This is a genomic window from Pseudomonas sp. BP6 (assembly GCF_017875935.1).
Lineage (GTDB): Bacteria > Pseudomonadota > Gammaproteobacteria > Pseudomonadales > Pseudomonadaceae > Aquipseudomonas > Aquipseudomonas putida_Y.
Genome location: NZ_JAGINI010000001.1, coordinates 2554435 through 2578352, shown reverse-complemented (window position 1 = coordinate 2578352; position 23918 = coordinate 2554435). Strand labels below are relative to the sequence as shown.

Sequence of the window (23918 nt, the reverse complement as noted above, 5' to 3'; positions counted from 1 at the left end):
TTACCAGGCCTGGCCGAGGTGTTTACGTTCAAGCCGCTGCACGAAAGCCTGCAGCACTCGCTGGTAAAGCGCGTTACCCAGCACGGCGTCTTCGGTGCCGGCATCGAGGTTGGGGTTGTCGTTGACTTCGATCACCAGTACGCGGTCGCCGGTCTGCTTCAGGTCCACACCGTACAGCCCTTGCCCGATCAGCCTGGCAGTGTCGACGGCCAGCTTTACGACTTCGGGCGGTGCCTGTTCCACCGGGACCGCGCGGCACAGGCCGTTGACTTCGCCGGCCTGGGCCTTGTGGTTGTAGATCTGCCAGTGGCCCTTGGACATGAAGTACTGGCAGGCGTACAGCGCCTCACCGTTGAGTACGCCGATACGCCAGTCGTATTCGGTGTAGCAGTACTCCTGGGCCAGCAACAGTACCGAGTGTTCGAACAACTCCTGTGCCGCCGAGGCCAGTGCCTGGGCGTCGGCGACCTTGATCACGCCTTTCGAAAAGCAGCCGTCGGGAATCTTCAACACCAGCGGAAAACCGAGGCGCCGGCCCACAAGTTCGAGTTCCTGCGGGCGGTCCTTGTACAGGATCTCCGTGGCCGGTGCGCCGAGGTTGTGGCGTTTGAGCAGATCGGCGAGATACACCTTGTTGGTGCAGCGCAGGATGGAGGAGGGGTCGTCGATCACCACCAGGCCTTCGCTTTCGGCCTTTTTGGCAAAACGGTAGGTATGGTCGTCCACCCGCGTGGTCTCCCGAATGAACAAGGCGTCAAATTCGGCCAGGCGTGCATAGTCCTTCTTTTCGATCAGCTCTACATCGATGCCCAGCTGTTTACCGTTCTCGATGAATTGCTCCAGCGCCTCAGGATTGGACGGTGGCAGCGCCTCGGCCGGGTCATGCAGAATCGCCAGGTCGAACCGGGCCAGGCGTTTGGAGGCGGGCTGGCGCCACGTCCGGCGGTTGAAGGCATCCAGCGCGTTGGCAAACAAGTACTGCTGCTCATCCCGCAGTTTGTGCAGCGCGCCGGCCTTGATCCCGTCGATCTGCCAGGTATCACGCCTGCGAAACTCCACCAGCAAGACAGGGCAGGGGAACGACTCGAACAGCTGCCGACCGATATCCTGAAGGGGTTCAATGGCGGTCCGCCCGAAATACAAGGTGAGGGTGAAGGCCTCGGTGCTGCCATAGGGGTGATCGGCCAGGGCTCGCTCCAGCGTGCGTTCCAGGTCATCCAGCCCCACGCCATAGAGCGCCTTGCGGGTAAGCTCGCTGATGGTTCGCACCGACGGGAACACCTTGTGGCCCCGTGCCTCGGCGAGCAGCGAGCAGTAGTAGCCTTGCCCCAGATACTTGTAGCTGCGGCACAGGTTGATTACCTGCGTACGCCTCGCAACGTCGTCGCTGTGTTCAAAGTAATCCTGGGCCAGCATCAGGCTCTCGCTGGGAAAGTAGCTGGCCCAGTCTTCCTTGCGCTCCACCACGATCAACAAGCGGTTACCGGCGCTCCGCTTACTGGGTGGCTCCTCGGAGAGGGTTATTGTGGAAACTTCGGTTTTGGCCAATACTTCGGCCACGTTGGCTTGCACCGCTGACATGAGTATTCGATCCCTGTTGAAGAAGACGCCCCTTCAATAAATCACGGGTTTCCCGACCTGTCCCGGTTCGTTACTCAAACATTACGGTGTTGCCATGGCTTTTGATTTTCGCTTTGCATCGGTGGCCGATATCGATGCGCTGGTTGCCCTGGAGCAGGACTGTTTCACCCTCGACCGCCTGAGCCCGCGTAATTTCAACTGGATGGTGCGACGCGCCAATGCCTGCCTTATTGTCGCTGAACAACAGGGGCATCTGGCCGGCTATGCGCTGCTGCTGTTCCATCGCGGCACGTCACTTGCCCGTCTGTATTCAATTGCCGTAAGCCCGGCCTGGCGCGGCCATGGGTTGGGCCAGCAGTTGCTGGAGCAGGCCCAGGCAAGTGCGCTAGAGCGTAATTGCGCATGGCTGCGCCTGGAGGTGCGCGCGGACAACCCTGCGGCCATCAGCTTGTACGAAAGCAATGGCTATCAACGCTTCGCTGTGGTTGAGAACTACTACGAAGACCACAGCCAGGCGCTGCGTTTCGAGAAGCGTATCCTGCGCAGTGCTCCGCCCCCTGCACGGCAAGTGCCGTACTACGCGCAAACGACCGAGTTCACCTGCGGAGCGGCCTGCCTTTTGATGGCCATGGCTGCGGTCGAACGGGGGCGGGCCATGCACCGCAGCGAGGAAATTCAACTGTGGCGAGAAGCGACCACCATCTTCATGACGGCAGGGCACGGCGGCTGTAGCCCGCAGGGGCTTGCACTGGCGGCCTGGCGCCGCGGGTTCGAGGTGTGCATGGTGGTCAGTCAGCCTGGATCGCTGTTCCTCGATGGGGTGCGCAGCGCGCAGAAAAAAGACGTAATGCAATTGGTCGAGGACGGCTTTGCCGGGGCGTTGGCCGAAACCGACGTGCATCAGGTGCTGGCGCCCGGCCTTGATGTGCGGTCAGCGTTGCATGACGGGTTCAGGCCGGTGGTGCTGATTAGCAGCTACCGTTTCACTCGTCTGAAAGCTCCGCACTGGATCTTGGTCACGGGTTGCGATGACGAATTCGTGTACCTGCATGATCCTGATGTGGATCACAGCCGCCAAAAACGCATCCTGGACTGCCAGCATCTGCCAGTAAGCCATGCCGAATTTCAGCGCATGAGCAGTTTCGGCAGGCAGCGGGTAAGGGCCGCTGTGCTGTTGCGCGGGCGATAGAACGGCTGTGCAGGTGGGCACGTATGGCATGGGCATTGAGTGAACATGAATAGTGCTCCGGATGGGATCACATGCCGGAGCACTTTGCGCTTCAAGCGTGAAGCAATGTCTCGAGCTGGCCCTTGCGGTCAAGACGGGCCAAGTCATCGAAGCCGCCGACATGCACCTTGCCAACAAATATCTGTGGGACAGTTCGGCGCTGGGATCGCTGCATCATTTCCCCCAGGTGCAGGGGTGACGTTTCAACGTTGATTTCGTCAGGGGTGATGCCCTTGCTCGACAGCAGTCGCTTGGCGCTCAGGCAGTATGGGCAGTGCGGGGTGGTATAGATAGTCACATGGCTCATGGCGGTTACCCTCCTAGCTTGCCGATGGCGGAAAGTCGATATCGGTAGCGGCGATGTTGTTCAGGTAGTTGGTCAGGGTTAACAGCGTGACCTGTGCCACCACCTCCACGATCTTGCTATCAGTAAGCCCTGCCTCACGCGCGGCAGCGATCTGCTCGTCACTCAACTGGCCGCGCCTTGCCGTGATCTGCTGCGCCAGTGCGGCAACCGCGCTGAGTGTGCCGGCTCGGGCTTGGCTTACGGCCTCATCGCTCAAACCCGCCTTGCCGCCGAAGAAGGTGTGTGCGGCCAGGCAGTAGTCGCACCCGTTGATTTCCGAGGTGGCGAGGGCAACGACTTCACGCTCGGCGGCGCTCAGTGAGCTTTTACCCAACGCTTGGGCGAGGCCCAGGTAACCATTGAGCGCGACCGGAGCGTGCGCCAGGGTCCTGAATGCGTTGGGAATGAAGCCGAGACCTTTTTGAATGCCTTCGAGAGCTGCGCGCGAGCCAGTAGGCGCCTGGTCCAGCGAGAGAGCGGTAATACGAGTCATGGTCGTTCTCCAATAGGTTGAGTAACCGGCTTGTCTATCAAGCTTGGGGTCCATACTAGAGAGGCAGACTTTTCTTTCGGCTTCAGATCGTCGAAGTTATGCAACAGATCGTCTAAACCTGAGTGCGCTATGGACCGACTGTCGACACTACTTAAGCACTTCAACCTGCACGCTAGTGCGTTTCACCAGGGTGGGTTCTGTGGAACGACCCAACTTGGGCAACACAGTGTCGGGCACGCCCATCTGTTGCGCTCGGGGCGTCTGGCCTTCAAGGACAAGCGTGGGCAGCGTATCGAGTTGACCGAACCCACCCTGATTCTGGCGGTGCGCCCGCAGGAGCATCACTTGCTTGCCACCGACGCCGATGAAGCGGAGTTAGTGTGCGCCACCCTGCAATTCGATGGCGGCGCCAACAATCCGCTGACCCTGGCTTTGCCGGACTTCATCATCAAGCCCCTCGGCGAATTGCAAGGCCTTGATGGCACCCTTGACTGGCTGTTCGAAGAAGCCTTTGGAGATGAGTGTGGTCGTGATGTCATTCTCAATCGCTTGTTCGAGCTGATGATCATTCAGCTGCTTCGCCACCTGATCGCCAGCCGCAGCATCGCCTCGGGAATGATGGCGGGTCTGGCCAATGCTCAGCTGTCTCGCGCGCTTGTGGGGATCCACGATGAGCCGCAGCGCAATTGGTCGGTGGCGGAACTGGCGAATCTTTCGGGCATGTCGCGGGCAAGCTTCGCTTCGCACTTTCGCGAGATCGTGGGTATTACGCCTGCGGACTACCTGGCGAACTGGCGCATCAGTTTGACGCAAAAACGCCTTCGCGAAGGGCGCCCCATTGCCCTGATCGCCGATGAGGTCGGCTACGAAAGTCCTTCTGCGCTAGCCCGAACCTTTCGCCGCAAGGTGGGCGCGAGCCCGAAACAATGGCTGCAGCAGGGAACGGTGTGACGCCTGGTCGACCGACTTGCACGCCAGGGAATGAGCAAGGTCCTGCGCCTCATCGGGGTGGCTTACACGTTCTCCCGAAGAAAATCGATGAACGCCATCGTCCTTGCCGAGCGGCGCCGCTCACGGCTGAACACGGCGCTGACCGGCAGCGCGGTCGTCTGGTATTCGTCGAGCAGGCTACACACGCCACCCTGCTCGAAGTCCGCAGCAAACAGCCATTGGGGAGACAGGGAGATGCCCAGGCCACCGAGGACCATTTCACGAATGGCCTCGCTGTTGTTGCTGGTGACGTTGCCTTTGATTGCAACCTCAAGTGCTTCGCCACGATGGGTGAAGTGCCAGCGGTCGTAATGCTCAAGCAAGGTGAAGGCGATGCAGTTGTGGCCTGCCAGTTCGGCGGGCTCGCGTGGCTGGCCATGGCGATCGAGATAGGCCGGTGCAGCATAGACTCGCCGTGTGCTGGTACCCAGGGGCACGGCCACCAGCCCCTCGCTCTTCACCACACCAATGCGGATGGCCAGGTCGATGTTTTCCATGAGCAGGTCTTCGTTGTAATCGTTCAGGCGCAGGTCAATCTGCACATCGGGGTGGCGCTGTAGAAAAGCCCCGATCAGGGGCGCTATGCACAGCCTCCCATAGCTGACCGGTGCGGCTATTCGCAGGGGGCCGGCGATCTGCTCCTGGCCGCTGGCGAAGCTGCGCGTGGCATGCTCTAGCTGGCTGAGAATCTCCTGGCAGTGGCTGTAGAAGCGTTGCCCTTGATCGGTGAGGGCGAGGTGCCGGGTGCTGCGGGCGAACACGGCTCCGCCCAGGTACTGCTCCAACGCACGGACCTGCTTGCTGACTGCCGGCTGCCCCATGTTCAGCTCCCGAGCCACTGCGGAAAACGAGCCACGCTCCACGACGCGCACGAAGATGCGCATGCTGTCGAACAGATCCATCGCTATTGGGCCTCTTTGAGGAATAAGTAATATCCAAATTTAGTTTCTTATCGGAATGAGGAAGACGGTGCAACCTGTAAGCGTCCACTCATTCAGAGGTTCCCGTCATGAATCAGACCATGCTTGCCGCTATCGCCGAATCCGCCCAGACCCCGCTGGTCGTGCGCCACATCGCCCGCCCTGTGCCCGGTAAGGGGCAGGTTTTGGTGCGGATTCACGCCGCCGGGGTCAACCCGCTCGACACCAAGATTGCAATCGGTGCGGGTGCTCACGCCCGCCAGGAGTTGCCGGCCGTGCTCGGCCTGGATCTCGCCGGGACGGTCGTCGAACTGGGCGAGGCAGTTGATGGCTTCACGCCTGGCCAGGAGGTCTTCGGCATGGCCGGCGGAATCGGCGGCGCCCAAGGCACCCTGGCCGAATACATCGCCGTGGATGCCAGGCTGATTGCATCAAAGCCGCATGCACTCGGCATGCGTGAGGCTGCCGCGCTGCCGTTGGTATTCATCACCGCCTGGGAAGGTTTGGTAGATCACGCAAATGTTCGTAGTGGTCAGCGTGTGCTGATTCATGGCGGCGCAGGTGGCGTCGGCCAAGTTGCGGTGCAATTGGCCAAGGCTCGCGGTGCCGAAGTCTACGCCACCGGTTCCGCGGGCAGTCTAGACTTCATTCGCTCGCTGGGGGCCACGGCAATTGACTATCAGGCGCAGGGTGTAGAGGCCTATGTCGAACAATATACGGCCGGGGAAGGTTTCGACATCGTTTATGACACCGTCGGCGGCAGCACGTTGGACGCGTCATTCAAGGCAGTAAAGCCTTATACCGGGCACGTACTCAGCTGCCTCGGTTGGGGCCAGCACAGTCTCGCGCCTTTATCCTTCAAAAGTGCCACCTACTCGGGCGTATTTACCCTGGTACCGCTGCTAACCGGCAAGGGACGCGAACACCATGGAAGTATCCTGCGCGAGGCCGCCGTTCTGGCCAATGCCGGGCAACTGGCGATCCGGGTGGACCCGCAACAGTTTGCATTGGATGAGGTCAACGACGCATTCCGACAGGTCGCCGAAGGTCGCGGCAGGGGCAAGACGGTTATCCAGTTGATAAGTGAATAGTCTCCTGAGCTTTATCTATCAGTAATTACCCGCCGGAAACGCCCGCTTCAAGCCTTGATGGCAAGTGATCATGAAAGTCCTTCCTTGATGTGAGGGGCTTTGTTCCAGGCGGTGCCGGCGGCCGGTCAAGCTTGCCGCAATCGAAGTGGTGACTTCGTCGCTACTGTCGGGAGGAAAGGGTGTGCCAGAAAAATCGATCATTCACGCGTGGTTATACCGGCATGAAGCAGCGCCGCGATAATGAAAGGAGCCTTTTTCTCTAGATACTCAGCCATCCCACCCGTATTGCTCGACTCCAACTGAAGCTTCAGCGTTTCATACTGTTGGCGGATCGAGGCATCGCGCCTGAGCAAATCTCTGAACCCCAGCATCTGAGTGATCGTCAGGTGGTCGCGGGTACAAACATGGAGCTTGTGCGTACGAATCCCATCCACATTGCGCCGGTAGAAATGATGGCCCTCTGACAGATCACTTCCCCGTACATACCCCAAAGCCATCAACACCTCGTCCCGCGTCGAGGTATTGCGATGCGCGTGAACCTCAATGAGCACATCGAGTTCGGGCTTCGCCGCCAGCCTTGGGACAGACGTGCTTCCAACGTGGTGGATAGCAATCAGTTCAGCGTCGAATGCCGAGGCAATGAGTGGCTTGTCTGTCAGGAAGCGGGCGGGCCATGTGGGATCGTAGGGGGTAATCTTGCTGGTCAGTGCCATGTCCGTTCCTTGGCGATAACTATTTGAGGCGCCGGATTGTCCATCAAGGCGTGTGCATTTGCCACCGACTTACAGGTCAATCACTGTCGCCGAGATGTGTCTCCGGAATCCGGGCGATTCACGCTTCAACACCCGTATATCGATAGACCGTCGCACTCCAATACTGGCTGCCGGTACGCGTTTGGCGTTTCCATCCGTTTGCCATCAGTTGATTGGAGATCATCCGGTTCATGAAACCGTGACCGAGCAGTAGAACGGGTCCTTCGCTGGCAAGCGATTGCAGCCGTTGCGCTGCCACGCTGGCGCGGATCCTCGCAGTGCTTGCAGATTCGACGCGGCGTGAGTAACCGCACAGCCATAAGACGCGAAGGATAAATGCCCAGGTAAACGGCGATAGCCGTGGCAGCCTCCAGTGAGCATAAGGCAGTTGCGCTTCACAGAAGAGCGCGTCGACGAGGGTGGGCTTGAGGCCGAGCGCCTGCAGGGAAGTCAGCGCACGTGGCGCACTACTTGAGACAATTACCGTGGCGGTTGCGGCGAGCTGCATGCTGGCTTCCGGAACGGGCTGGTTGGTAATTTCGGACTGATTGTATTGTTCGATCCAGTCTTTCATTTGGAGCGCTGACATTTTGTCCGCTGCGATCAGTTTTGGCTGACCGTGGCGCATCAGGATTATTTCCCCGCTCACAGTAGGCTGCCTTTTTCAAACCAGCCGTGATCACGGTACCACGCCACGGTATCGGCGATTGTCAGCTCTAGTGCCCGGAAACTCAGCCCAAGCTCCTGTTCACTCTTGCGGTGGTCGAAACGGGTGCGGTCCTGCTCTCGAACCAGTAGACGCAACGTGGCCATGCTCAGCAGAATGGGTCTGCCGGTCAGGCGCGCATAGATCTCCTGCACAGCCGCCAAGGTGTATAGAAAGGGCAGCGGTATTTGTCGGGCTGGTGTCTTGACGCCCGCCATGCGTCCTAAAACAGGTATCAGTTCGCGCATTGTCATATGTCGACCCGCCGCGAGATAGCGCTCACCTCGGCGCCCATGTCTGGCTGCGGCAATGTGTGCCAATGCCACATCGCGGGCATCGACAATGGAAAAACTGCCAGGGATCAACCCGGGCAACTTGCCCTGTACCACATCGTTGACCAATTGCCCCGACGAGGTTGGGCCAATGTCGCCAGGCCCCCACATCCAGCCAGGCAGGACCATACAGGCATGCATCTGGGGGTGGCTGTCAAGGAACGACAACACGACACGGTCAGCGAGGATCTTGCTGCGGTAGTAGTCATCTGCGTCGGCGTCGGCCCTCAGGCAGTTCTCCTCGATGGACGTGCCAGGTGCGCCGTTGAGCACAGCAATGGAAGACGTATGGATGAACCGTCGTATGCCGGCCCCGTAGGCCTGCTCAAGCAGGCGCCGCGTACCCGACACGTTTATCTGTTCGAGTTCGTTCCAGTGGCTGCCGCCCTTGTAGTTATCGCGAAAGAACGCCGCTGTGTGAAATACCGTATCGCAGCCTTGCAGCGACGCTGCGAATGCGTCGACCTTGGCCATGTCACCAACGACCAGTTCCACACCCGGCAGATTGTTGAACTGCTGTTCACCTTTGGCTTTTGAGCGGACCAGGCCTTTGACCGTGTAGCCGCGAGCGACCAATTCACGCACCAGGTTGTTGCCCAGCAAGCCGGTTGCTCCGGTCACAAATACGCTGCGCATGGCTCAACACGCTCGCTGTTCGGTTAACGGCAGCAACACGGCGCTGTCGAAAAAGGCCTCGTCCCTGACGACAAGACCCATGGTATCGAGGTGGATGCAATCGTCGCCAACCACTGCAAGCAACGCCTCTGGATCTGGTCGATTGAACGCGCCAGAGGCGTGCTGCGCATAGGCGTTGGGGGTGATAGTCATAAAGTTCGGTCCATTCGTATCGAAGGGCTATAGATATACCTTTGAGGATGCTTTCGAAAAACAGCAATCACTGCATAATGGCTTTGCATATTCGCAAAGCCAGGAATGACCGACAGTATGACGTTGCACGCAAATTGGGATGATCTTCGCCTTCTGCTGGCCGTCTCGCGACGTGGTAGCTTTCTTCAGGCTGGACAATTGCTCGGTATCGCAGCTTCTACATTGTCACGCCGCCTGACCCAACTTGAGGTTGCAGTGGGCGAGCCACTTGTCGAGCGCGGCGTTGAAGGATGCCGGCTGACGTCCCGGGGGCAATCCCTGGTGGAAGTTGCTATCGCTGCAGAATCAGGCTTGAGGCGGCAAACCCTTTCTGGCACATCGCAGCAGCCTACCGAGCTGTCCGGCAGTGTGTTGGTCAGTGCAGGGGAGGGGTTCTCGGATTACGTTCTGGAGGCGATAAGGCGCTTTACATCCCTGCACCCGCGTTGCTCAGTGGAGCTAACGGTGGCAGCCGACTTTCACAAGATCGCCCGCGGCGTGGCAGATGTTGCTGTGCGCACCGCCCATCTGGGGGAACCGTCACTGATTTATCGACCCATTGGCCGGCTCGCCTACGGCATCTTTGCTGCCCCGGGTTATCTGAAGCAATTTCCAGGCGTGACGCTTACCACGGCAGTCAGTGTTTCCTTGCTTCCCCCGCTGGATATCTTGCCGCAAATGCGAGCGGCAAAGGCCGCGGGTCTGGACCGCGCGCAGATCAGCGTGAATTCGTTCGCCGTGCAGCTCCAGTCGGTGAAGCGAGGGATGGGGGTGGCTGCGCTGCCCCGTATAGCGGCTACCGATTTGGTCGAGCTGTTCCCGCATCTCCAACTTCCCGATATGGAGATCTATTTGGTGACCCGGCCTCAGGCCTTGAAGCAAGCCCACATCAAATGCTTTTTTGACACCTTGGAGGGGGTTCTGCTCGAAGCCGTGTCCTCGGCAAATGCGACGGTTGTTCCACGAGCCACCTGTTAACGCAATAAAGCCTGCAGTTTCAGGGTGGATGTCGGCGCGACGATCCAGAGCGACAGCGGATCAGCAAGTGACCCGCAGGCATTCTTCGGCGCAAGACGGCATGTTGCTGTACGACTACCGGTTCTAAGGCTGAACAGGCGGTGTCAACTTTCGTCAGGTGTGACAATACGCATGGGGCGCGTGCCGATCTTTGCCCCCGTAATCTCGTCCACGGCGACAGCTTTGATTTCTGTGCCGGTTTGCGCATCGAAGAAGCGCGTCAGCTTACCACCGCCTCGGTATTGCCGGCCCCATGCACCAATCATGAACAGCACAGGGAGAAAATCGCGACCCGCAGCGGTCAGCAGATACTCCTCCCTAGGCGGGTGCTCCGAGTAGCGCCGCTTCTCCAGTAATCCTTCCTCCGTCAGTGCCGCCAGCCGGCGGGTCAGCATTGTCGGTGCAATACCCAGGCTCTTGCGGAATTGGTCAAAGCGAGCGATGCCAGCATGGGCATCGCGCAGGATCAATATGCTCCAGGCGTCACCGGCAACAGCCAGGCTGCGGGCGATCGGGCACGGGTCATCACAACTATTTTTCACGTCCATACTATTTTGATAGTGACCTGCCTTCAAAAGGGGAGTATTGTCTGTATCAAATTGATAGTAACACCTCGATGATGAGCCATCCACCCGAAAAAAACCAATGATGAATAGCCGAACCATGCAAGCACTGACCTTCAAGCGCTACGGCAAGTCACCCGACATCGGGTTGGCCGACGTTCCCCGCCCCACGCCAAAGGCTGACGAATTACTGGTGCACGTCCACGCTGCCGGCCTGAATCCGATCGACAACATGATTCCAACGGGGATGTTCAAGCCAGTATTGCATTTCCAGCTGCCAGCCACCCTGGGCAGCGATCTGGCCGGCATCGTGACCGAGGTGGGTAGCAATGTGACCCGCTTCAAGCCAGGCGATGCTGTCTTCGCCAGCCTCTTCGATCTTGGCACAGGGGCGATTGCTGAATTCGCGGTTGTGCCGGAAAGCGCCGCCGCGCTGAAACCGGCCAATCTGAGCTTCGAGCAGGCGGCGTCCATCCCGATGGTCGGCCTCACCTCATGGCAAGCGCTCAAAGAGCGCCTCACGCTTCAGGCCGGGCAGAAGGTGTTCATTCCCGCCGGGTCCGGCGGCATCGGTACGTTCGCAATCCAGTTGGCCAAACACCTCGGTGCAAAGGTGGGCACCACCACCAGTACAGGCAACGTTGACCTGGTGCGCGCTCTGGGGGCGGACGAGGTTGTGGACTACAAGACGCAGGATTTCGAGACCGTGCTGCGCGACTACGACGCGGTGCTCGGAACCGTAAGGGGGGATGCGATTGAAAAATCCATGTCCATCCTCAGACCCGGAAGCCAGATTGTCTCGCTCATTGGCCCACTGGATGCTGCGTTCGCCCGGGCCAAACGCCTGAACGTCCTCCTGACCTTCGTGTTCGGCCTGATGAGCCGCAAGATCATGCGCCTGGCAAAGAGGCGGAATGTCAAATACTCGTTTCTTTTCGTGCAGCCCGACGGCGCCCAACTCGCCGAAATCGGCAAACTTCTGGACACCCAGCAAATTCAGCCGGTGATCGACCGGGTATTTCCGTTCGAGGACGCAAAGGGTGCGCTTGAGTACCTTGCTCAAGGGCGTTCCAAGGGCAAGGTCGTAATCAAGATGTGACTGCCGCCGTATTTCTCACACAACCACCGACATAAAGGTAACTTCCATGACCACACGTCCGACCGTACTCATTACCGGCGCCTCCAGCGGCATTGGCGCCACCTACGCCGAGCGTTTCGCCCGTCGTGGCCACGATCTCATCCTTGTGGCGCGCGACACATCGCGCATGGAGGCGCTTGCATTACGCTTGCGCAAGGAAAGCCATGTGGCCGTTGAGGTGCTGCCAGCCGACCTGACCAGCTCGGCAGACCTGTCCCTACTTGAAAGTAGACTGCGCGACGACGCCAATATCGGCGTGTTGATCAACAACGCGGGTATGGCCCAATCGGGTGGTTTCCTGGACCAGTCCGCTGAAGCTATTGAGCGCCTTGTCACGCTCAACACCACCGCGCTGACACGGCTTGCGGCTTCGATCGCGCCGCGCCTCGCGCAGTCGGGCACTGGTGCGATCGTCAACGTGGGTTCAGTGGTGGGTTTTGCGCCCGAGTTCGGCATGTCCATCTACGGCGCTACCAAAGCCTTCGTGCTGTTTCTGTCACAGGGGCTGAGCCAGGAGCTGTCACCCAAGGGTGTGTACGTGCAAGCGGTGCTGCCGGCAGCGACCCGTACCGAGATCTGGGCGCGTGCCGGCATTGACGTCAACACACTCCCGGAGGTGATGGAGGTCGGTGAGCTGGTCGATGCTGCACTTGTCGGTTTCGACCGTCGCGAGTTGGTAACCATCCCACCACTTCATGTTGCCGAGCGCTGGGATGCACTGGAAGGTGCACGTCAAGGGATGATGTCTGACATTCGACAAACCCACGCGGCTGAACGATATCAGCGCCCACTGAACGCGTGATTGTGTACGAATGATCGAATCCGCCATCCAGGAGACTTCCATGAACGACCGCTTGTTCACCCCGGCCCAACTCGGCAACCTCACACTGAAGAACCGCATTGTGATGGCGCCGCTGACCCGCAGCCGCGCGATCGGCAACGAGCCCAATGAACTGATGGCAGAGTACTACCGCCTTCGGGCGGACGCCGGACTGATTATTACCGAAGGCACCTCTCCATCACCCAATCTGGCCGATATCGACCAGGCATTGCAGGCCCTGGGCGAAGAGCTGGGGGCGCAGGTTGAGAGCTTCCAGAGCAACTTCGAAGGCGCCATGTGCGAACGCATCCATCAGGCCTATGAGGACCGGGTAGATGCGGTGCTGATCAATGCCGGTGCCTGGACCCATTACAGCTACGGCATTCGTGATGCGCTGGCCATTATCGAAGTGCCGGTGGTTGAAGTGCACATGTCCAACATTCATGCCAGGGAGCCATTCCGCCATCACTCGGTATTTGCCGAGGTGGTGCGCGGGCAGATCTGCGGGTTTGGTGTCGAAACCTACCTGCTGGCGCTGCGTGCGGCGATGAGCATGGTCTGAGCAGGGCCGCATGGCTCGGAGCTCTGAGCGGTTTTACCCGCGAAGCAGGTGACGCGGGGCATGCGGCGACGGCTCCTGAAGTGACCGTAGGTGTGGCGGCTGTCGTGCTGCCTACCCATCCAGCATGGATGGAAAGCCAGTAGCGACTTCCGTGACTGCATAGTACGGTCCGCCTTCAACAAGCCACCCGGTTCGTTGCCTTCAACCCCACGGACCGGGGCTCTCATGACCTGGGAGGTCGAATGGAAGTCGCTACAACGATCAGTCAACAAGAACTGGATAACGCCTTGGTCGCGTTTGCACGCTACAAGATCGGAGAAATCAAGATCTTCGACCTGGAGCAGGCGATGAGCTTCGAAGCAGGCCAAGCCTTGTCCCAAAGCGGGCTGGTCCGGTTCTCAATTACCAAAATGGTGTCAGGACGTTATCGCATCAGCGATGAAGGAGAGAACGCCATCACAGAGGCTGGGCGGGATCGCCTCGAGGTGATCCGCGCCTGACCATAGGTCCAGCCTTGCGAAGGCCGCAGTCGCGTTCTGCGGCCCTTTCGTGTCATATCACTTTCACCGCCCGACCAATGAACTTCACCGGCCCTGTCGGCAGTCCGGTAGGTGAGCCACCGGCTTTCTCCAGCGTCAGCTCGAACAATTGATTGGCCTCCAAGGGTGGCAGGCTTTGCAGCGGAACCCGATAGGGTTCGCCCGGTTTGACCAGGCCAAGCGAAACCGGGGCACGCCATTGCTCGCCCTTGGTCCAGAACTGCAAGGCCATGCCGTCGGGGACCGTGTCCTGGCCCAGCGGCAGCAGTTCGATCATGTGGCTGTCGCTGGCCTGCACCACCCAGCCGGGGGCCTGGCTGTTCGGCGCCACCAGCACCACCAGATATTCCGTGGTAGAGGGGGGCGTGGTCAGCAAGGTAAACGCCAGCAGCAGGCTTGCAGCCAGCCCCGCGGCGCTGAGCCCTTGCCACAGGCCGAGGCGTTGCCACAAGCGAGTCTGCGTGCGCGGTGCGGGTAGCTCATCGAGGCTGCGCTGGATACGGCGCCACAGACGTGGGCTTGGTGGTTGCGGGGTAGACAACGCGGTCAGCTCCAGCAGCCGGGCCTCCCAGGCATCCACGGCGGCGCGGAGCGCGGGGTCGGTACGCAGGCGTTCGGCCGCTGCGGCATATTGCTCCGGCGACAAGGTCCCCAGCACATATTCCCCGGCGAGGCTGTCCAGTTCTTCGGCAGAATCGGGCTTCATTCCAGACACTCCCGTAGCGCTTTGAGGCTGCGTTTGATCCAGGCCTTGACAGTGCCCAGTGGCGCGCCCAATAAACCGGCTATCTCGGCGTGGCTGCAGCCGTCCACGTAGGCGTGCAGGATGCAGCGCTGCGGTGCGGGCTGCAGTTGTTCAAGGCAGCGGTAGATCTTTGCTGAGCCGGACCAGAGGTCAAGGTCATCAACCCTCCCGTGCAATGTTGACGCAGTTTCGGTGTCGGCATCGGTCAGCACAGTTTCACGGCGGGTATCGCGTATCGAATTCAGTGCCAGGTGGCGGGTAATGCTGTAGATCCAGCCTCGAGCCGAGCCGCGCGCCGGGTCGTAGCTGGCAGCGCGGGTCCAGATGCGGATGATCGCATCGTGGACGATGTCTTCTGCGGTGGCGTCGTCACGTGCGATACGCCGGGCAACGCCAAGCAGGCGCGCGCCTTCGTGATCGTAGAGCGCCTGCAGGGCCCGCCGATCACCCTGTGCACAGGCTAACAGGCAGCGGTGGAAGTCGAAGGGGGTGGCCGGCGAGTTCAACGTGTGTGGCTTCCTTGTGTAAGGCAAGGTACCCCGGCCATCCAGCCGGGGGCTTGCCATCGAGCGTAGATCATCACTCGCAGGGCGTAGGCTCAAGTGCGCTTCACTTGGCTGTCCAGAACACATAGTCAGCCTGGTACTGGACGATCTGCCTGGCACCTTTGTTCTGCGCCGTGCAGTCGATTGACGGCGCCACACCGCCGCGGGTGGCCAGGCGCTGGATATAGCTGACCCCCTGCATGGCGCCTTTGCCCTCGGCCGGGTTGGCCTTGACCAGTTGATAAGGAATGGCGCCTTTGTCCGCTGGTGCCACTGCCAGCTGGGTGCCGGTGACTTTCGAGCCATCCTTGGCCTGCCAGGTAGCGGGTGGGCCAAAGTAGTCGCCCACCTGTTTACCGGCACGGTCATTGAGCACTGCCTTGGGGCCGACGAAAGTCCATTCGGTCTGACCGGGGGTGTTGGCCTTGTCGCGGCACTCGTAGGTGATCTCGCCGACGCCGACGGTTTCGAGCAGGACCCGATGACCATCAGGGACTTTGACCGATTCTGGCAGCGCGGACTGGGCGTGGGCGGGTGGCAGCGCAAGGGCGAGGCTGCAGGCAAGCACACAGGCGGAGTATTTGAAGTTCATGGACAGTGCTCCTGAAAGTCATTGGGCTGGGCAGTCAGAGGCCGCCCATTAGCAATACCCGCCAACGGCCGGGCTGGATGCACTGAATGAAAAAAATATGCGTAGCGCGATGAGCCTGCCTGTGCTCGCCTACAATCTCGAACGAATCATGAGCATCTTCGCCATTGCAGGACGGCGTTGATGCTCGCACCCCGCCAACCCCATGAGGACACTGCAGATGAAGCGTTTGTTACTAGGCCTGTTGTTCACCGCGTCGGGCGTTGCCCATGCCGGTATTCCGCTGTTGAATGCAACATGCCCCGGAAATATCGAGGTCCATGCCGATAAAGGCGGGCCCGTCTACATCAATGGCAAGGAGGCCAAGCTGAAGAAATTCAATGACAACTATTTCGAGGCCAAAGGCGGCGGGGTAACGGTATCGTTGTCGATCAACCCGGACGGCTCGCCTGACGTCTCGTATACCGGCAAGAACAAAGCCAATGGCGTATGCCAGATCAAGGACTGACTGCGCGATTGCGCGGTTGGGCTGGCGCAGTGTCAGCGGGCTGCATCAGGGCGCTGGAACGGGAATTGCTGTGACCCCTGAGACATTGATCATGCGGGGTACGCAGACATGACTCAGGATGACCGCTATTACATGATTTTCAGCGTGGTTGCTGTGCTGGTACTGGATTTGGCGGCGACTTATGTGTTTCTCAATGCCATCCCCTGACCCCGGTTATGGGGTAGGCCTTACTCGTAATCGGGGGCAAGGCAGGGCGTGAGGGAAACGCCCCGAAACCTATATAGCTAACAAACCTGATGCACGGTCGTCATGGCGCAGTAACATGGGCACACCAGAACCAAAAAAAGGGCAGGCTGCTTGGCAACATTTCCCAGTTTTCGATGGGGCTGCAGGAGCGTGTCGCATGAGAAACTCAAGATCGCTAGCAGGCGCACTACTTGTGTCCGGGGTAGCCACGTTGTTCACGGCAGGCTGCGCACAAAACCCTGATGTGCGTGACAGCCACGATTATACGGCTGGCACTACCATGAAAAGCCCACCCGCCTATCTGGGCTGCGTCAAAGGCGAGCTACAAGGGAATGTGAAAACCTATGAAGTCGAGGGTGATAACGCGGTCAGGCTTTTCGTCGAAAGCACTGACCCCGACAAGGCAGAGGGTCTTGTAGAGTTGCGGGGCACGGGAAGCGAGCGCCACTTCACGGCCTATCAACGTGATGCCTGGTACGACCATGGCAGGTTGCTGGATGCTGCACTGATGTGTTCAAAAGCGTAAATCTCAGACCCAAGTCAAAAAGCCCGCCGTCGAGAGCGGGCTTCTTGTCTGAGGGGCGAATAACCTTGCGTGCCCAAGAAACGGCCTATGGCTTGAGCAGCGTTGTTTTTTGCATTTGCCGACCCCACCCGTAATAATCGATGCATTTGGATGGAGAGTCGCAGGTGGAAGCAAGAAGCGTAGTCGCTGAAATGTTCATTGGGATTCCGACGCATTTCTGGGTTTTGCCTGTTGCCGGCCTGGTGGCCTACTACGGGCTGAAGTGGTCAGCCAGATCCAGTAAGCGTGCCACCCTGCTACAAGCCTCGACTTACCTGTTATTGCTGGCGCTGGCAGTTCTGCCCAACGGCTTTTATGCGCTGTTTCCTCCTGCGCCCGAGCCTGATGTGCTATTGAATCAAACGCCGTTGACCAACTATGCAGGGCGCTTCTACCTGGATGCGTTCTATGTCTTCAGTGGCTGGGCGCTGAGCAAAGTGGTCAAGTTGAAGTTCAGCTGAGTCGCAGTTCGTTACCTGATGTGCTGACGGGATCAGTAATTGCATACCCCTTTGAAACCGGCGCATTTGGGGGATACGGCAATGCTCTCTGAAGATCAGTACATCATGTTCGTGATTGTCGGCAGTGTGCTGGCCCTGGATATAGCAGCCATCGTGTTGTACAGGGGAGCCAAGCCCTGAGCCCGCGTTTGGTTCGCAATGGGGCCGGAGCATCATGACGACTTCAGCTTTTCTGCTGTACCTGCAGCACCGAACCCTTGTCGTCAGTTGCCAGCAATCCGCCGGCGTCGGTGTCGTCTGATTGTCGCTCGGCAAGTGGTACGTCCGGCGAGCGAAAGAGGCTACGGCCTTGTTCACCGGTTTTAAGGGTGACGAGTTTGCCATTCTGATAGAAGAACTGAGTGTGGTTGGCGTTGGTTTGCATGGTCTGAAGCCCCTGCCGAGTCGTGGTGTGATGTCCCTCGGGAGTTTCACTGTTGCGGCGTGCCCCCGGCTACTGGCAGAAATATCAGGTGCGCTACACTGTCCCCGCTTGGGCGCCGTCCTGCAGCAAGACTTTGGTTGATTAGTAACGCGGCGTCACCGCCGTTAGAATGCAGCCTATCCATAACGGTCGATTGCAAATGCCTGACTTTCGTATTTTTATCGCCACGGTGTTGGTTGCCAGCCTCGCCGGTTGCGCAACCCCTGGCAAACCCACAGCCAGCAAACTTACCCAAAAGTCGCCGCAGCAGTACGCCGCCTGTGTCCTGCCCAAATGGCAGGCGCTGGCACCCCAGGCCACGCAGAAGTCGATAGCCCACGGCTACCGGCTCACGGCGCCAAGCGCCGTGGCAAGCGACGATGTGCTTGACGTAGTCGAAGCTCGTGAGGGCAGCCGCGCGACCTTCTACAAGGGCAGCTTTCTGTCTGGCGACAAGTTACGCCAGGCTGCCAAGGAATGTCTGGACTGAGTCAGTAACCCGAGCTTGCTGAGCCGCGCAGATCTCCTGCGGTTACCCCGCCTCATCCCGCTTGTTCAAATGCTCGCACTTCACCTGCGCCTCCTTCCGGCTCGGGTAGCTTGGCTTGAGCCGCTCCTTTGCCTGATTGTCATAAATGTCGAACCCTCCACACACGGTCGCGGCGTAGTAGCGGCTGCCCACGCGGAACGACTCCTTTTCGATCGGCACAGCGGGAACGATAACGAATCTTGGTAGCATTTTTCGTGCCTCCCCAGGCAGATATCTAAGTATTAGTCTCACCAATGGTAAGCATCAAGCAGGCTCATGACGAAAGGCGCTTAGCACCCGTCCATCACCTCGGTGATCGTCATCGCTATTCCTGATCCACAGTAGGGGAACACTTTTTCACCGGGGTGGTCTGTTATGGCAGTTGGACCAGCCGGTATTCGCCAGGCTGAAACCCCGCCAAACAAGGGAATGGCGGTTGACTTGAGTTCACCCAGGTAACGTCAGGTAAACGCGGCCACGGCATATACACGGATCAGTATTGTGGTTTGTACTGTCCAGTTAAAGATGCCATTGATGAACACACTTCCGTCGCAGCCAAGCGCTGAACGCGGGGCGTTCTCCGGTTTCGAGGCGTGTCGCAATACCCAGCAGGGCCCTGTGGTGATCCTTGCCTCCGGCGCTTCTGCCAAACATTTTCCGCTGGGCGAGTTTGCGCACTTGCCCATCATCGCCATGAATGGGTCGGTCGCCATGACCGCCGAACACGGCATCAAACCCTTCTTCTACGTGTGCACCGACAAAAGCTTTTGCCAGCAACAGCCGGCCTTGTTCGCCACTGCCGTGCGCGACAGCGAACGCCTGGCCCTGTGGCCAGAGCAGTATGCGCGTGCCGAGGTGCCAGCCGACACCCAGTGTTATGTCTTGCACAAAGCCAACACGCCGAGCCTGCTGGACGGTTTGCGCGGTCATGGTGACAGTTGCGTGTGCAACCGGGCACTGTGGAGCAAACGCAGCCGCTCGATCGCCTTCAGTAAAGACCTCGCCCATGGCTTTTTCGATGCCCGCACGGTGGTTTATGTGGCCTTGCAGTTGGCCTATCACCTGGGCTTCGAGGAAGTGTTGCTGGTGGGGGTTGACCTTGACCAGAGCGTCGGGCGCTTTTACGAGGACGGCCAGGGCCCGTCTTCGCCGTGCGGGCTCGACCAGCATTGGGACAGCCGTATCCTGCCGTCGCTGAAGCTGATGGCGAGGAAAGTGGTCAACGAGCATTTCCACGTCTACAACCTGTCGGCAACATCACGCATTCCCGCTGAACTGATCCCCAAGGTCACGCTCAGCCAGGCGCGGCACATTGCTGGCTGCGCAGTTACCTGAGCAAGAAAGCGGGTGCATGAAAGACTGTGGATGCGTACAGTTGGCCGATCGCAACTTGCAGGAGCCTGCTATGTCCAGCGCATTCACGATCATGCCATCGCCCGTCGGCATGCTGACCCTTGTGGCCCGTGGCAATTGCCTGGCAGCCGTATTGTGGGAAGAGGAGCGGGAAAACCGCGTACGCCTGGGCGCACTGCACCGGGACGACCAGTGCCCGGTACTGCGGGAAACCGCTCGCCAGCTGGGTGAGTACTTTGACGGCAAGCGCCAGCGTTTCGAGCTGGCGCTGGACTTTGCCGGTACTGAGTTCCAGCGCCAGGTGTGGGCCGCGTTGCTGGCGATACCGTTCGGCGAAACCCGCAGCTACAGCGACATTGCCCGGCAGCTCGGCAACCCCAGGGCGGTACGCGCGGTAGGCGCTGCCAATGGCCGCAACCCGATTTCGATCATCGCCCCGTGTCACCGGGTAATCGGTGCGTCGGGCAGCCTGACCGGCTTTGCCGGTGGCCTGGCGGCCAAGCAGTACCTGCTGGCGCTGGAAGGGCGGCAAAGCCTGGCGCTGGACCTGTAAGGCGTCAACCGAACCCGCTGGCGATCAGGCAGGCCAGCACGGCCAGCACCGAACCGGCGATCAGGGTGTATTGCCGCCGCGCCTGACGTGCGCGGGGCTCGACCTCACGCAGGTACTCGCCGGGCGTAGGCGCATCGGGCCGATGGCGCAATCCCTCGGCCACATCGGCGAGTTGACCCTGAATCAGCAAACCGGCCAGGTAGTAGGTGCAGGCGTAGCTCAGCAACGCTAGAAACAGATAGATCATGCAAGGTACGGGTCCAAGGGCAGGGTGATCGCACTGGCACTGCGGGTGTCGAGTACGATCAGGCCTTCAGTGTGGTCATCCAGGCTGGCCAGCAACTGCCCTTGGCTGTCCCACGCGGCAGAACCGCCGGCACCGATGAAGGTGTCGGCAGGCCCCACGCAGTTGGCCATCAACACTGGCATGCCCAGCTCGTGCGCCACCTCTGGGTAGTGCGCATATCCCTCGCGAATACCCTTGGCGGTTTTCGCAACGCTGACCAGGTACAGGTCGGCACCGCGCTCCCGGGCCACGGCGGCATGCGCCAGGAACATCGATTCGTAGCAGATCGCCGGCGCCACCCGGTGTTCACCTACCTCCAGCAGCAATGCCTGATCACCTGGGGTGAAGTAAGGCAGCTCATCATCATGCAAGCGCTGTTTGGCATAGGCCTGGCGCGGCGCCCCTGGGCAGAAGATGGGCATGCCGATGCGTATGCCGTCGGGTGTCGGCAATGGCAGGCCCACGGCAACCGTAATGCCCAAGCGGTCGCACGCTGCCTGCAGCGGGTCCAGGCGCGTGGAGGTGACGGGTAGGGCGGCCTGACGCGCCACACTCGGCTCATAGCCGGTCAGTGACAGCTCGGGAAACACGACCAGTTCGGCACCCAGGGCAGCAGCCTGCTCGATGCAAACCAGATGGCGCTGGAGGTTGGCTGGCAAATCGCCCTTGAGCGACGCCAGTTGTACGGCGCACAGTTTCATCAAGACCCTTCCTTGGTAGAGGTTCAAGTACCGAGCATACTATTGGCACCAACGCCTGTACCAGTGAAGGGTTTTCAGGAAGCCTCGAGTGCGCAACGCAACGCACCAAGATCCGCGCAGCCGCGGTGCCTTGTGCCATGCTGTCCAGTGACAGCGCCATGAGCAGGGCACGCGCGAGGCGGGCATGGTGCCACCAGCAGAGGAAGACGGTAATGGCACGGTTTCGGCGGCTGATCGCCAATATCCGGGGACGGGACCTGGCGGTGGGCGATATCCATGGTCACTTCCAGCGCCTGCAACAATGCCTGGATGCGGTAGGGTTCGATCCGGCGGTGGACCGCCTGTTCAGCGTAGGTGACCTGGTCGACCGTGGGCCGCACAGCGAGGCAGCGCTGGAATGGCTGGCCCAGCCTTGGTTCCATGCCGTCCAGGGCAATCATGAGGCCTTGGCAATCACCCGCGTGCGCGGGGGGCGGCTCGACCTGGGCATGTACCGCGCCGCCGGGGGTGGTTGGTTCCTTGACTTGCCGCGGCGCGAGCAACTGCGTTTCGTAGAGCGTTTCGAGCAGCTGCCGATTGCCATGGAAGTGGAGAGTGCTGACGGGCTGGTAGGCCTGCTGCATGCAGACAGCCCGTTTGCCGACTGGGCAGTCTTACGCTCCTGGCTGGAACTGGATGACGACCCTGACGTGCGCCAAGTGTGCCAGTGGTCGCGTCGGCGCCTGAAAGAGGGAGACACCCAACCGGTGCAGGGCCTGCGAGCCCTGCTGGTCGGCCACACCCCGGTGCTGGAGGCCAAGCTGCTGGGCAATGTGTGGCACCTGGACACGGGGGGCTGGTCCAGCGGGCATTTCACCTTGGTCGACATGCGCACCTTGGAGCGGGTCAGCCCTGGGCCAGATGCAGCAACAACGCCCCTGCCAACAACACCAGCATGACCCCCGAGGCCCGCTCCAGCCACGCCAGGCTGCGGGCGAATCGCCGCAGTACCCGCTGGTTGCCGATGGCCACGGCGACCAGCAAGTCCCAGAGCAGGACGATGCTGAACATCCATACGGCGTAGGCCGTTTTCCAGCCGGGGCTGACGCTGGCGACCATGCTGGCCAGGCTGGCATAGAACAGCGCGTTCTTGGGGTTGAGGATGCCGGACAAGAAGCCCATGCCCAAACTGCGCCACCAGCCATGCACCCGCTGGCTCCCGGTGACTGTGCCCAGGCTGGTTTGCCCGGCATGGCGCAGGAACAGCACGCCGATGTACAGCAGGTAGCTGGCGCCGGCCAGTTGCAGGGCGGTGAACAGCAGGCTGCCCTGCTGCAGAACCGAGAGCCCGGTGAAGGCGATGACGATGAACGCACCGTTGGCCAGTGCTATGCCCAGGCAGGCGCCGCTGGCGATGCGCCAGCCGCTGCTGATCGCGTTGCGTGCGACCAGGAAAAAGTCCGGGCCAGGTGAGAGCAGGGCAAGGAAGTGGGCCAGGGCGATGATCATGAATTGTTGCATTGGGGGCTGCTCTACGGAAAAAACCGCAGTCTGCTGCCGGGCCCGTTCTGGCGTATTGAACAATATTGCACCTGCAGCAGCCTTCAGTTTCCGCGGTACTGCCCCGGCGTAACCCCCACATGGGCCTTGAACACCCGCTGGAAATGGCTCTGGTCAGCAAAGCCAAGCTGGTAGGCCACTTCCGCCAGGGCCAGCCCTTCACTCAACAGTTGCCGCCCACGATTGACCCGGGCATTGAGCAGGTAGGCATGCGGCGTGAACCCGGTAGCCGCACGAAACGCGCGGATCAGCTGATAGCGCCCAAGCCCCGCCTCCCGCGCCAACACCTCCAGGCTCAATTGGGCAGGGTCCTGGTGTTCGATGCGTGCAAGCAACCCGCTCAAGGTGGCGGCTTCCAGGGCGGGGGCCGCTGCCAGCGGTGGGTGTGCGGAAACGTCCAGGTCCCCCAGAAAGGCAATCAGCGCCGCATCTTTCTCGCCGTTGCAGGCACTGGAAAACAGTAACCTGTTCAGCGCGCAGAACTGCCGATATACCTCAGCCTCCCTGCAGATACGCACCGGTTCGCCAGCTTCGATACCGCCAAGGCCCGACTCCAGGCGTAACTGCGTCAGCCAGTCGGCATCCACATGCAGCATCTGATAGCTCCACGCCAGGCCGGGGGCCGGGTTGCAGGCATGCACGCGGTGGGCCGGGACCAGTACCAGCGTGCCGGGTGCCAAGTGATGCTGCCCGTCGGCAGCCCCGGTGAAATGGCTGCGGCCAGCATCCACCGCACCGATGGAAAACGTCGGGTGGCTGTGGGCCTTGTAGCAGGCCCGGCTGTGGCAGGCGCGCCGGCTTTCGACATGTGGCAGGGCCGGATCGCGCCACAAGGCGGCGTGGGAACGGGGCATTACAGGCTCCTCGGTATTGCCGGCAGGTTAACAGGT

At 60.2% G+C, this 23918-nt stretch carries 33 protein-coding genes; 15 read left to right on the top strand and 18 right to left on the bottom strand.

Going from position 1 to position 23918, the window contains the following annotated elements:
- Positions 1-1581, bottom strand: a complete 1581-nt coding sequence (locus J3A98_RS11805; protein WP_020190206.1) for a RimK family alpha-L-glutamate ligase — start codon at positions 1579-1581, stop codon at positions 1-3.
- A 94-nt stretch (positions 1582-1675) separates the two neighbouring features.
- On the opposite strand from J3A98_RS11805, the gene J3A98_RS11800 reads away from it, so the two are divergent.
- Complete coding sequence (locus J3A98_RS11800; RefSeq protein WP_209966304.1) at positions 1676-2770, top strand: GNAT family N-acetyltransferase/peptidase C39 family protein; 1095 nt, start codon at positions 1676-1678, stop codon at positions 2768-2770.
- 91 nt (positions 2771-2861) lie between these two features.
- On the opposite strand, the gene grxC is transcribed toward J3A98_RS11800, so the two are convergent.
- Both grxC and J3A98_RS11790 read right to left on the bottom strand, forming a co-directional pair.
- The gene (gene grxC / locus J3A98_RS11795) at positions 2862-3116 is read right to left on the bottom strand and encodes a glutaredoxin 3 (RefSeq protein WP_019438513.1); all 255 of its coding nucleotides are present in this window, start codon (positions 3114-3116) and stop codon (positions 2862-2864) included.
- 13 nt (positions 3117-3129) lie between these two features.
- On the bottom strand, positions 3130-3648 hold the full coding sequence (locus J3A98_RS11790; RefSeq protein ID WP_119713822.1) for a peroxidase-related enzyme: 519 nt from the start codon (positions 3646-3648) through the stop codon (positions 3130-3132).
- 129 nt (positions 3649-3777) lie between these two features.
- Between J3A98_RS11790 and J3A98_RS11785 the strand changes: the two genes are divergently transcribed.
- Entirely contained in the window at positions 3778-4599 is an 822-nt protein-coding gene (locus J3A98_RS11785) for an AraC family transcriptional regulator (RefSeq protein WP_209966301.1), read from the top strand.
- Between the two features lie 62 nt (positions 4600-4661).
- Here the strand turns inward: J3A98_RS11785 and J3A98_RS11780 are convergent, their stop codons facing one another.
- Positions 4662-5540, bottom strand: coding sequence for a LysR family transcriptional regulator (locus tag J3A98_RS11780; RefSeq protein ID WP_014591125.1), 879 nt, complete (start codon positions 5538-5540; stop codon positions 4662-4664).
- A 107-nt stretch (positions 5541-5647) separates the two neighbouring features.
- On the opposite strand from J3A98_RS11780, the gene J3A98_RS11775 reads away from it, so the two are divergent.
- The gene (locus tag J3A98_RS11775) at positions 5648-6649 is read left to right on the top strand and encodes a zinc-dependent alcohol dehydrogenase family protein (RefSeq protein WP_209966299.1); all 1002 of its coding nucleotides are present in this window, start codon (positions 5648-5650) and stop codon (positions 6647-6649) included.
- Between the two features lie 197 nt (positions 6650-6846).
- Here the strand turns inward: J3A98_RS11775 and J3A98_RS11770 are convergent, their stop codons facing one another.
- The 4 genes from J3A98_RS11770 to J3A98_RS11755 all read right to left on the bottom strand — a co-directional run bounded on the left by J3A98_RS11770 (position 6847) and on the right by J3A98_RS11755 (position 9267).
- Positions 6847-7362, bottom strand: a complete 516-nt coding sequence (locus tag J3A98_RS11770) for a GrpB family protein (protein ID WP_209966298.1) — start codon at positions 7360-7362, stop codon at positions 6847-6849.
- A gap of 118 nt (positions 7363-7480) precedes the next feature.
- Entirely contained in the window at positions 7481-8029 is a 549-nt protein-coding gene (locus tag J3A98_RS11765) for a histidine phosphatase family protein (RefSeq protein ID WP_209966296.1), read from the bottom strand.
- A 17-nt stretch (positions 8030-8046) separates the two neighbouring features.
- Complete coding sequence (locus tag J3A98_RS11760) at positions 8047-9075, bottom strand: SDR family oxidoreductase (RefSeq protein ID WP_209966295.1); 1029 nt, start codon at positions 9073-9075, stop codon at positions 8047-8049.
- A gap of 3 nt (positions 9076-9078) precedes the next feature.
- The gene (locus J3A98_RS11755) at positions 9079-9267 is read right to left on the bottom strand and encodes a hypothetical protein (RefSeq protein WP_209966292.1); all 189 of its coding nucleotides are present in this window, start codon (positions 9265-9267) and stop codon (positions 9079-9081) included.
- A gap of 117 nt (positions 9268-9384) precedes the next feature.
- On the opposite strand from J3A98_RS11755, the gene J3A98_RS11750 reads away from it, so the two are divergent.
- The gene (locus J3A98_RS11750; RefSeq protein ID WP_209966291.1) at positions 9385-10284 is read left to right on the top strand and encodes a LysR family transcriptional regulator; all 900 of its coding nucleotides are present in this window, start codon (positions 9385-9387) and stop codon (positions 10282-10284) included.
- 143 nt (positions 10285-10427) lie between these two features.
- Here the strand turns inward: J3A98_RS11750 and J3A98_RS11745 are convergent, their stop codons facing one another.
- Positions 10428-10871, bottom strand: coding sequence for a helix-turn-helix domain-containing protein (locus tag J3A98_RS11745; protein ID WP_014861111.1), 444 nt, complete (start codon positions 10869-10871; stop codon positions 10428-10430).
- Positions 10872-10986: 115 nt separating this feature from the next.
- Between J3A98_RS11745 and J3A98_RS11740 the strand changes: the two genes are divergently transcribed.
- The 4 genes from J3A98_RS11740 (at position 10987) to J3A98_RS11720 (ending at position 13906) form a co-directional block, all read left to right on the top strand.
- Positions 10987-11985: an NADP-dependent oxidoreductase gene (locus tag J3A98_RS11740; protein ID WP_209966289.1), complete on the top strand. Its 999-nt coding sequence runs from the start codon at positions 10987-10989 to the stop codon at positions 11983-11985.
- A 46-nt stretch (positions 11986-12031) separates the two neighbouring features.
- Complete coding sequence (locus J3A98_RS11735; protein WP_209966287.1) at positions 12032-12826, top strand: SDR family oxidoreductase; 795 nt, start codon at positions 12032-12034, stop codon at positions 12824-12826.
- 40 nt (positions 12827-12866) lie between these two features.
- Entirely contained in the window at positions 12867-13406 is a 540-nt protein-coding gene (locus tag J3A98_RS11725; protein WP_245355129.1) for a type II 3-dehydroquinate dehydratase, read from the top strand.
- Between the two features lie 242 nt (positions 13407-13648).
- Entirely contained in the window at positions 13649-13906 is a 258-nt protein-coding gene (locus tag J3A98_RS11720) for a hypothetical protein (protein ID WP_021785589.1), read from the top strand.
- 52 nt (positions 13907-13958) lie between these two features.
- Here the strand turns inward: J3A98_RS11720 and J3A98_RS11715 are convergent, their stop codons facing one another.
- The 3 genes from J3A98_RS11715 to J3A98_RS11705 form a co-directional block, all read right to left on the bottom strand.
- Entirely contained in the window at positions 13959-14651 is a 693-nt protein-coding gene (locus J3A98_RS11715; protein ID WP_209966285.1) for an anti-sigma factor, read from the bottom strand.
- Positions 14648-15196: a sigma-70 family RNA polymerase sigma factor gene (locus J3A98_RS11710; protein ID WP_104961796.1), complete on the bottom strand. Its 549-nt coding sequence runs from the start codon at positions 15194-15196 to the stop codon at positions 14648-14650. Before J3A98_RS11710 ends, J3A98_RS11715 begins: the two co-directional genes overlap by 4 nt.
- A 103-nt stretch (positions 15197-15299) precedes the next feature.
- Positions 15300-15827, bottom strand: a complete 528-nt coding sequence (locus J3A98_RS11705; RefSeq protein ID WP_209966283.1) for a DUF3455 domain-containing protein — start codon at positions 15825-15827, stop codon at positions 15300-15302.
- Between the two features lie 217 nt (positions 15828-16044).
- Between J3A98_RS11705 and J3A98_RS11700 the strand changes: the two genes are divergently transcribed.
- The 3 genes from J3A98_RS11700 (at position 16045) to J3A98_RS11690 (ending at position 17604) form a co-directional block, all read left to right on the top strand.
- Positions 16045-16332 carry a hypothetical protein gene (locus J3A98_RS11700; RefSeq protein ID WP_209966281.1) on the top strand — a complete coding sequence of 96 codons (288 nt, stop codon included), beginning with the start codon at positions 16045-16047 and terminating at the stop codon, positions 16330-16332.
- 403 nt (positions 16333-16735) lie between these two features.
- Positions 16736-17104: a hypothetical protein gene (locus J3A98_RS11695; protein ID WP_209966279.1), complete on the top strand. Its 369-nt coding sequence runs from the start codon at positions 16736-16738 to the stop codon at positions 17102-17104.
- Between the two features lie 191 nt (positions 17105-17295).
- The gene (locus tag J3A98_RS11690; RefSeq protein WP_209969833.1) at positions 17296-17604 is read left to right on the top strand and encodes a hypothetical protein; all 309 of its coding nucleotides are present in this window, start codon (positions 17296-17298) and stop codon (positions 17602-17604) included.
- A gap of 223 nt (positions 17605-17827) precedes the next feature.
- Here the strand turns inward: J3A98_RS11690 and J3A98_RS11685 are convergent, their stop codons facing one another.
- Positions 17828-18028, bottom strand: coding sequence for a hypothetical protein (locus J3A98_RS11685; RefSeq protein WP_176684569.1), 201 nt, complete (start codon positions 18026-18028; stop codon positions 17828-17830).
- Positions 18029-18197: 169 nt separating this feature from the next.
- Between J3A98_RS11685 and J3A98_RS11680 the strand changes: the two genes are divergently transcribed.
- A complete protein-coding gene (locus J3A98_RS11680) occupies positions 18198-18557 on the top strand; it encodes a hypothetical protein (protein WP_176684568.1) in 360 nt (119 codons plus the stop codon).
- 42 nt (positions 18558-18599) lie between these two features.
- Here J3A98_RS11680 and J3A98_RS11675 read toward each other — a convergent pair whose 3' ends face one another.
- A complete protein-coding gene (locus J3A98_RS11675; RefSeq protein ID WP_176684567.1) occupies positions 18600-18806 on the bottom strand; it encodes a hypothetical protein in 207 nt (68 codons plus the stop codon).
- Between the two features lie 324 nt (positions 18807-19130).
- Here J3A98_RS11675 and J3A98_RS11670 point away from each other — a divergent pair, with 324 nt between their 5' ends.
- Both J3A98_RS11670 and J3A98_RS11665 read left to right on the top strand, forming a co-directional pair.
- The gene (locus J3A98_RS11670) at positions 19131-19931 is read left to right on the top strand and encodes a lipopolysaccharide biosynthesis protein (RefSeq protein ID WP_209966277.1); all 801 of its coding nucleotides are present in this window, start codon (positions 19131-19133) and stop codon (positions 19929-19931) included.
- A 70-nt stretch (positions 19932-20001) separates the two neighbouring features.
- Positions 20002-20502 carry a methylated-DNA--[protein]-cysteine S-methyltransferase gene (locus J3A98_RS11665; protein WP_004576657.1) on the top strand — a complete coding sequence of 167 codons (501 nt, stop codon included), beginning with the start codon at positions 20002-20004 and terminating at the stop codon, positions 20500-20502.
- A gap of 4 nt (positions 20503-20506) precedes the next feature.
- Here J3A98_RS11665 and J3A98_RS11660 read toward each other — a convergent pair whose 3' ends face one another.
- Entirely contained in the window at positions 20507-20749 is a 243-nt protein-coding gene (locus tag J3A98_RS11660; protein ID WP_209966276.1) for a hypothetical protein, read from the bottom strand.
- A complete protein-coding gene (locus J3A98_RS11655) occupies positions 20746-21489 on the bottom strand; it encodes a carbon-nitrogen hydrolase family protein (protein ID WP_209966274.1) in 744 nt (247 codons plus the stop codon). Before J3A98_RS11655 ends, J3A98_RS11660 begins: the two co-directional genes overlap by 4 nt.
- A 212-nt stretch (positions 21490-21701) precedes the next feature.
- On the opposite strand from J3A98_RS11655, the gene J3A98_RS11650 reads away from it, so the two are divergent.
- A complete protein-coding gene (locus J3A98_RS11650; protein WP_209966272.1) occupies positions 21702-22427 on the top strand; it encodes a serine/threonine protein phosphatase in 726 nt (241 codons plus the stop codon).
- On the opposite strand, the gene J3A98_RS11645 is transcribed toward J3A98_RS11650, so the two are convergent.
- Both J3A98_RS11645 and J3A98_RS11640 read right to left on the bottom strand, forming a co-directional pair.
- Complete coding sequence (locus J3A98_RS11645) at positions 22375-22989, bottom strand: LysE family translocator (RefSeq protein ID WP_176684562.1); 615 nt, start codon at positions 22987-22989, stop codon at positions 22375-22377. The two genes, J3A98_RS11650 and J3A98_RS11645, sit on opposite strands and share 53 nt — an antisense overlap.
- 83 nt (positions 22990-23072) lie before the next feature.
- On the bottom strand, positions 23073-23882 hold the full coding sequence (locus tag J3A98_RS11640) for an AraC family transcriptional regulator (RefSeq protein WP_209966270.1): 810 nt from the start codon (positions 23880-23882) through the stop codon (positions 23073-23075).
- Positions 23883-23918: the final 36 nt, after the last annotated feature.

What these genes read in the sequence shown, in the direction of transcription:
- J3A98_RS11805 (WP_020190206.1), bottom strand. Translation starts at nt 1,581, where the DNA reads ATGTCAGCGGTGCAAGCCAACGTGGCCGAAGTATTGGCCAAAACCGAA.
- J3A98_RS11800 (WP_209966304.1), top strand. Translation starts at nt 1,676, where the DNA reads ATGGCTTTTGATTTTCGCTTTGCATCGGTGGCCGATATCGATGCGCTG.
- grxC (WP_019438513.1), bottom strand. Translation starts at nt 3,116, where the DNA reads ATGAGCCATGTGACTATCTATACCACCCCGCACTGCCCATACTGCCTG.
- J3A98_RS11790 (WP_119713822.1), bottom strand. Translation starts at nt 3,648, where the DNA reads ATGACTCGTATTACCGCTCTCTCGCTGGACCAGGCGCCTACTGGCTCG.
- J3A98_RS11785 (WP_209966301.1), top strand. Translation starts at nt 3,778, where the DNA reads ATGGACCGACTGTCGACACTACTTAAGCACTTCAACCTGCACGCTAGT.
- J3A98_RS11780 (WP_014591125.1), bottom strand. Translation starts at nt 5,540, where the DNA reads ATGGATCTGTTCGACAGCATGCGCATCTTCGTGCGCGTCGTGGAGCGT.
- J3A98_RS11775 (WP_209966299.1), top strand. Translation starts at nt 5,648, where the DNA reads ATGAATCAGACCATGCTTGCCGCTATCGCCGAATCCGCCCAGACCCCG.
- J3A98_RS11770 (WP_209966298.1), bottom strand. Translation starts at nt 7,362, where the DNA reads ATGGCACTGACCAGCAAGATTACCCCCTACGATCCCACATGGCCCGCC.
- J3A98_RS11765 (WP_209966296.1), bottom strand. Translation starts at nt 8,029, where the DNA reads ATGCGCCACGGTCAGCCAAAACTGATCGCAGCGGACAAAATGTCAGCG.
- J3A98_RS11760 (WP_209966295.1), bottom strand. Translation starts at nt 9,075, where the DNA reads ATGCGCAGCGTATTTGTGACCGGAGCAACCGGCTTGCTGGGCAACAAC.
- J3A98_RS11755 (WP_209966292.1), bottom strand. Translation starts at nt 9,267, where the DNA reads ATGACTATCACCCCCAACGCCTATGCGCAGCACGCCTCTGGCGCGTTC.
- J3A98_RS11750 (WP_209966291.1), top strand. Translation starts at nt 9,385, where the DNA reads ATGACGTTGCACGCAAATTGGGATGATCTTCGCCTTCTGCTGGCCGTC.
- J3A98_RS11745 (WP_014861111.1), bottom strand. Translation starts at nt 10,871, where the DNA reads ATGGACGTGAAAAATAGTTGTGATGACCCGTGCCCGATCGCCCGCAGC.
- J3A98_RS11740 (WP_209966289.1), top strand. Translation starts at nt 10,987, where the DNA reads ATGCAAGCACTGACCTTCAAGCGCTACGGCAAGTCACCCGACATCGGG.
- J3A98_RS11735 (WP_209966287.1), top strand. Translation starts at nt 12,032, where the DNA reads ATGACCACACGTCCGACCGTACTCATTACCGGCGCCTCCAGCGGCATT.
- J3A98_RS11725 (WP_245355129.1), top strand. Translation starts at nt 12,867, where the DNA reads ATGAACGACCGCTTGTTCACCCCGGCCCAACTCGGCAACCTCACACTG.
- J3A98_RS11720 (WP_021785589.1), top strand. Translation starts at nt 13,649, where the DNA reads ATGGAAGTCGCTACAACGATCAGTCAACAAGAACTGGATAACGCCTTG.
- J3A98_RS11715 (WP_209966285.1), bottom strand. Translation starts at nt 14,651, where the DNA reads ATGAAGCCCGATTCTGCCGAAGAACTGGACAGCCTCGCCGGGGAATAT.
- J3A98_RS11705 (WP_209966283.1), bottom strand. Translation starts at nt 15,827, where the DNA reads ATGAACTTCAAATACTCCGCCTGTGTGCTTGCCTGCAGCCTCGCCCTT.
- J3A98_RS11700 (WP_209966281.1), top strand. Translation starts at nt 16,045, where the DNA reads ATGAAGCGTTTGTTACTAGGCCTGTTGTTCACCGCGTCGGGCGTTGCC.
- J3A98_RS11695 (WP_209966279.1), top strand. Translation starts at nt 16,736, where the DNA reads ATGAGAAACTCAAGATCGCTAGCAGGCGCACTACTTGTGTCCGGGGTA.
- J3A98_RS11690 (WP_209969833.1), top strand. Translation starts at nt 17,296, where the DNA reads ATGTTCATTGGGATTCCGACGCATTTCTGGGTTTTGCCTGTTGCCGGC.
- J3A98_RS11685 (WP_176684569.1), bottom strand. Translation starts at nt 18,028, where the DNA reads ATGCAAACCAACGCCAACCACACTCAGTTCTTCTATCAGAATGGCAAA.
- J3A98_RS11680 (WP_176684568.1), top strand. Translation starts at nt 18,198, where the DNA reads ATGCAGCCTATCCATAACGGTCGATTGCAAATGCCTGACTTTCGTATT.
- J3A98_RS11675 (WP_176684567.1), bottom strand. Translation starts at nt 18,806, where the DNA reads ATGCTACCAAGATTCGTTATCGTTCCCGCTGTGCCGATCGAAAAGGAG.
- J3A98_RS11670 (WP_209966277.1), top strand. Translation starts at nt 19,131, where the DNA reads ATGAACACACTTCCGTCGCAGCCAAGCGCTGAACGCGGGGCGTTCTCC.
- J3A98_RS11665 (WP_004576657.1), top strand. Translation starts at nt 20,002, where the DNA reads ATGTCCAGCGCATTCACGATCATGCCATCGCCCGTCGGCATGCTGACC.
- J3A98_RS11660 (WP_209966276.1), bottom strand. Translation starts at nt 20,749, where the DNA reads ATGATCTATCTGTTTCTAGCGTTGCTGAGCTACGCCTGCACCTACTAC.
- J3A98_RS11655 (WP_209966274.1), bottom strand. Translation starts at nt 21,489, where the DNA reads ATGAAACTGTGCGCCGTACAACTGGCGTCGCTCAAGGGCGATTTGCCA.
- J3A98_RS11650 (WP_209966272.1), top strand. Translation starts at nt 21,702, where the DNA reads ATGGCACGGTTTCGGCGGCTGATCGCCAATATCCGGGGACGGGACCTG.
- J3A98_RS11645 (WP_176684562.1), bottom strand. Translation starts at nt 22,989, where the DNA reads ATGCAACAATTCATGATCATCGCCCTGGCCCACTTCCTTGCCCTGCTC.
- J3A98_RS11640 (WP_209966270.1), bottom strand. Translation starts at nt 23,882, where the DNA reads ATGCCCCGTTCCCACGCCGCCTTGTGGCGCGATCCGGCCCTGCCACAT.